The sequence below is a fragment of the Nocardia sp. NPDC058497 genome (genome assembly GCF_042720195.1).
GTDB lineage: Bacteria > Actinomycetota > Actinomycetes > Mycobacteriales > Mycobacteriaceae > Nocardia.
Genome location: NZ_JBHXMY010000026.1, coordinates 17,592 through 22,111, shown reverse-complemented (window position 1 = coordinate 22,111; position 4,520 = coordinate 17,592). Strand labels below are relative to the sequence as shown.

Sequence of the window (4,520 nt, the reverse complement as noted above, 5' to 3'; positions counted from 1 at the left end):
GGGTGAGCCTGACCGGCCGCGGGCGCGCCCCCCCCCCGGGGCCCTGGCCCGCCCCCGGCGCGGGCGGGGGCGCTGCGCCGCCGACCGTGGCGGCGCCCGGGGTGGTGCTCGCCGTGACGGCCTCCGCGATCATCGTGTCGGGTTCGTTGATGGCGCGCTTGACGCCGGATTCGACGACCGGCTTGCCCGCGAACCTGCCACGACCCTGCACACCCACATCGGTGGCGAAGATGACCGCGTCGGCGGCCGCGATGATGGCCGGATCGAGCTTGTCGCCGCCACTGGAGCCCTGAGTCTCCACGGCCACCTTGACTCCGGCCCGCTCGCCCGCGGCGACAAGAGAGTCGGCGGCCATGTAGGTGTGGGCGATACCGGTCGGACAGGCGGTGACAGCGACGATCTTCGGCCGCGCACCGGAAGCCGACCCACCTGCGGAACCAACCGTCGCTCCGGCACCACCGGCGGCTGCTGAACCACCCGTGGCTCCAGCACTATCGCCGGGCGTGGCGCCGCCCGCAGTCTCGGTGCCGTCAGCGTCACCAGCAGCGTTTGCGTCTGCGGCCGTCGCGGCAGCAGCAGCACTACCGGCACCACCGCTCGTGTCGCCGCGGCCCGCCGACGCTCCGGCTGCTCCTGCCCCGTGGGCAGCCGCGCCTCCAGTGACCGCCGGCGAACCCGTTGCCGAAGCGCCGGCCGCAGTCCCGGTAGTGCCGGCCGCAGTCCCGGTAGTGGCGGGCGGCGGATTGATCACGCCCTCGACGAGTCCCACGACGTCCGCCGGCGTCGCGGCCGACCGCAGGTCCGCGACGAAGGCCGGTCGGACGAGCGCGCGTGCCAGGGACGACAGCAGCTGCATGTGCTCGGCGCCCGCTCCTTCCGGTGCGGCGATCAGGAACACCAGGTCTGCGGGGCCGTCCGGTGCGCCGAAGTCGACCTTGGGGGATAGCCGGGCGAAGGCAAGGGACGCGGTGGTGACGGCCGCCGCTCGGCAATGTGGGATGGCGATGCCGCCGGGGAGACCGGTGGCCGACTGTGCTTCCCGGTCCAGCGCTGCCCGGCTCACCGCGTCGGCGTCGCTCGCTCGGCCCGTCGCGGCGAGGGTGCCCGCGAGCGTGGTGATCACCGCGTCCTTGTCGGCGCCGAGGTCGGCGTCGAGGGTGATCAGGTCGGTGGTGATGATCGAATCGGCCATCGTGGTGTCTTTCGCGAGTGAGGGTGGAGCAGGATCGGGGGCGCTGGTCCGGCGGATATCGAGCGAGGGTGGAACACGGCGGGGAGTCCGCCGAGCTGCGGAACTGCTCGGTGCACATCAGCCGGGCCGGGGCGGGGCAGGGCGGCTGCGGGGGTGAACAGCTGTCTCCGCCATGTGCGGCTCCGAACCCACCTGACTGCTGGTCGGCGAAGGCGGGCCGGGGACCGAGCCGAGCTGCGGAACTCAGTCATCTGGGTCCGGGACTGGACCGGGCGGCCGAGGGGAGTCTCGGCTGTCTCCGCCGGTCGCGGCCCCAGCGGACGCCGGGGTTCTCGGCGAAGAGCGCGCGGAGTTCGGGTCGCGGCGGGCCGTTGTGTACCGGGCCTGGGGCCGGCGGTGCTCATGCCGGGGCCGGTCGGTCGGATGTCGTCCGGAGTGGCCGGGCTGTGACCGCGTCCAGCACGATGTCCGCTGGTCCCGGCAGTCCGGTGCCGGGCAGGGCGGTGGCCGCGCTCCCGTAGGCGACGGCGCTACGGAGCCTGTCGGCAGGGTCGGCGCCGGCGAGGTCGGCGAGCAGGTACCCGGCCAGGGCGGAGTCGCCCGCGCCGACGGTGCTGCGCGGCACGATCGGCGGCGCGGCGGCGAACCAAGCGTCCTCGGCGGTCACCAGCACAGCGCCTGCCGCGCCGAGCGTGGCCAATACGGCGCCGACGCCGCGGTCGATCAGGATCGAAGCGGCCGACGCGGCGGCGGTGGGGTCTTCGAGATCGACCGGGTTGAGGCCGGTCAGCTGGGCGAGCTCGTCGGAGTTGGGCTTGAGGAGGTCGGGTGCGGCGCCGAGGGATTCGGTGAACAGGGCCAGCAGGGGCGCATCGGAGGTGTCGACCGCGATGCGGGTGCGGCGGGCTCCGTTCCACGCGCGGAGCGGGGACAAAGTGGCGACGAGCTGTGCGTACCAGTCGACCGGCACTCCGGGCGGCAGCGAGCCGGACAGCACGATCCACTCGGCCCCGGCGGCCAGTTCGACGAGCAGGGCGGTCAGTTCGGCCAGCTCGCGCCCGGTCAGCGGACGCCCCGGTTCGTTGATCTTGGTTGTGGTGCCGTCGGTTTCGGCGATCGTCAGGTTGACTCGCGGCCCACCTGTCACCGGCACCGAGCGACATCCGATGCCTGCCGTGCGCAACCCGTGCACGACAGGATCGTCCTCTGCACCGGGGAGCACCGCCACGACCGGCGCACCGCCCGCGGCGACAACCCGCGCCACATTGACGCCCTTCCCGCCGGGATGCGAGGTGACACCCGCGGCGCGATGCACCTGCCCGCGCCGCAACGGCTCGGTGAGGGTGACCGTCCGGTCGACACTCGGGTTCGCGGTCAGCGTGACGATCATGCGAGCACCACCTCGATTCCCGCCCCGACCAGCTCCGCGTGCGCGGTGGCCGGGATATCGGAATCGGTGACCAGGACATCGATGTCGTCGATGCTGCCGAAGCGCACGAAATCCTCGCGGCCGACCTTGCCCGCGTCGGCGACCACCACGACCCGGTCGGCGGCGGCGATCATCGCCCGCTTCACCGCGGCCTCCTCCGGGTCGGGCGTGGACAGGCCGTGCCGCACGGTCAGCGCGTTCGTGCCGACGAAGGCGACGTCGACGCGCAGTTCACCGAGCACCCGCAACGTCTCGGCGCCGACGGCGGCCTGGGTGACCCCGCGCACGCGTCCGCCGAGCAGATGCACCCGCACCCCGGCGAGTCCGGTGAGCCGGGTGGCGATGGGCAGCGAGTTGGTGACGGCGACGAGGTCCAGATCGGTCGGCAGCGCCGCGGCCACCCGCGCGGTGGTCGTGCCCGCGTCGAACAGCACACTGCCACCGGGACCGGGCAGGAACCGCTGGGCGAGTTCGGCGATGCGGTCCTTCTCGGCGGCGCGCGTGCTGTCGCGTTCGACGGTGCCCAGTTCGATCGTGGTCAGCGCGCCGGAGACGACCGCGCCGCCGTGCACGCGCCGGATCAGGCCGAGCCGGTCGAGCACCGCGAGGTCGCGCCGCACGGTCTCGGTGGTGACGCCGTACTGGTCGGCCAGTTCGGCGACGGAGACCCGTCCGCGATTCCCGATCACGGTCGCGATCGCCTGCTGCCGCTCTTCGGCGTACATGGTGTCCTCCGGCTCATCAGAATGTGTACTTATGTTGTTTTATGCCCATTTGTGTGGTTTTGTCAATCATTTTTGGTGAGCCGGGTCACAACTGTTGTCGCCGCCTATCGCGTCGCGATGGTGCTCGCGGTCACAGCGGAGCACGGCCAGTGGCGGGTATCACCAGGGAAGTCGCTGCAGGTCAACGAATTCGTGCAGGCCGTCACGCCGCTGTTACGCGCGACTGCGGTGATCGACACGCGCCCGGGTGACGCTGACCCGCATGTGGCGAAACGCGGTGCGACCCGGTGTCCTGGCCTGCGAGGTGTGCGGCCGCCTGCCCCATCCCCGCCGCACCCGGCTGGCGCTGGCCAAACTGGCGGCGGTGTTCCCGGTGGAACTGGCGCTGCACGCGCTGGTGATCCACCTGCACCCGCCCTATCTGCTGACGGTCGCGCTGCTGACGATCACCACCACGATCCTGGTGATCTGGGTGGTCGAGCCGTCGGCGATGCGGATGCTCGGCGGCTGGCTGCACGGCCCGGAACTACGGCATCGCGATCGGATCGACCAGGCGCAGGCGCTGTGGCGGATCAGGGTCAGGCTGGCGGACCGGCCGGGCGCGCTGGAGACGCTGGCCAAATACCTGGCGCACCGCGACGCCAACATCCTGACGGTGCACGTGCATCAACTCGAGGACGCGGTCCTGGACGAAGTGGTCGTGGCCGCGCCCGCCGAGATCGCCCGCGCCCATCGGCTGGCCGACCTGGCCGCGCCGACGGCGCGACGTCGATGAGTTGTCAGTCGAAGCCGAGGTCGCTGGTGAGCGGATCGCGGAGCGCGCCCTCGGCCGCGCGTAGTCGGTCGGTGACCGAGGTGAGCAGATCCATCGAATCCTGCGACAGACCGCAGGCGAGGAGGGTGAGGTAGCGGATTGCCGCGCTGGTGATGCGCTGAGCGAGGAGAACGTCCGGGTCGGCGGGTGCGGCCGCGGCCGAGTGTTCGACGAGGGTCACGACAGGGGCACTCACAATCTCGGAACGCGCTGCTGGTTCGCTGCTGTCTACTTACGAGTATGACGCACCTTACATCCCCCCTGGGGTTTGTGAACCACAGCTCGCATGCGAAAGTTCAGCGATGAGTCAGTTCGCCGACTATCAGAACGAGATCTACCTGGCCGCACTCGGCGGGATCC

At 71.5% G+C, this 4,520-nt stretch carries 5 protein-coding genes; 1 reads left to right on the top strand and 4 read right to left on the bottom strand.

Annotated elements, in window-relative coordinates; genetic code table 11:
- From ACFWPJ_RS03620 to ACFWPJ_RS03610, 3 genes are all read right to left on the bottom strand, one after another.
- Positions 1-1,192: fructose PTS transporter subunit IIA (locus ACFWPJ_RS03620; protein WP_378846657.1), on the bottom strand; the 1,192-nt coding region annotated here is incomplete at its 3' end.
- A gap of 400 nt (positions 1,193-1,592) precedes the next feature.
- The gene (locus tag ACFWPJ_RS03615) at positions 1,593-2,582 is read right to left on the bottom strand and encodes a 1-phosphofructokinase family hexose kinase (protein WP_378846654.1); all 990 of its coding nucleotides are present in this window, start codon (positions 2,580-2,582) and stop codon (positions 1,593-1,595) included.
- The gene (locus ACFWPJ_RS03610) at positions 2,579-3,346 is read right to left on the bottom strand and encodes a DeoR/GlpR family DNA-binding transcription regulator (protein ID WP_378846651.1); all 768 of its coding nucleotides are present in this window, start codon (positions 3,344-3,346) and stop codon (positions 2,579-2,581) included. Before ACFWPJ_RS03610 ends, ACFWPJ_RS03615 begins: the two co-directional genes overlap by 4 nt.
- Before the next feature lie 262 nt (positions 3,347-3,608).
- Here ACFWPJ_RS03610 and ACFWPJ_RS03605 point away from each other — a divergent pair, with 262 nt between their 5' ends.
- Positions 3,609-4,121: a hypothetical protein gene (locus ACFWPJ_RS03605; protein ID WP_378846649.1), complete on the top strand. Its 513-nt coding sequence runs from the start codon at positions 3,609-3,611 to the stop codon at positions 4,119-4,121.
- A gap of 4 nt (positions 4,122-4,125) precedes the next feature.
- Here ACFWPJ_RS03605 and ACFWPJ_RS03600 read toward each other — a convergent pair whose 3' ends face one another.
- The gene (locus ACFWPJ_RS03600) at positions 4,126-4,341 is read right to left on the bottom strand and encodes a hypothetical protein (protein WP_378846647.1); all 216 of its coding nucleotides are present in this window, start codon (positions 4,339-4,341) and stop codon (positions 4,126-4,128) included.
- Positions 4,342-4,520: the final 179 nt, after the last annotated feature.

Coding starts and splice junctions, on each gene's coding strand:
- ACFWPJ_RS03610 (WP_378846651.1), bottom strand. CDS start 3,346: ATGTACGCCGAAGAGCGGCAGCAGGCGATCGCGACCGTGATCGGGAAT.
- ACFWPJ_RS03615 (WP_378846654.1), bottom strand. CDS start 2,582: ATGATCGTCACGCTGACCGCGAACCCGAGTGTCGACCGGACGGTCACC.
- ACFWPJ_RS03605 (WP_378846649.1), top strand. CDS start 3,609: ATGTGGCGAAACGCGGTGCGACCCGGTGTCCTGGCCTGCGAGGTGTGC.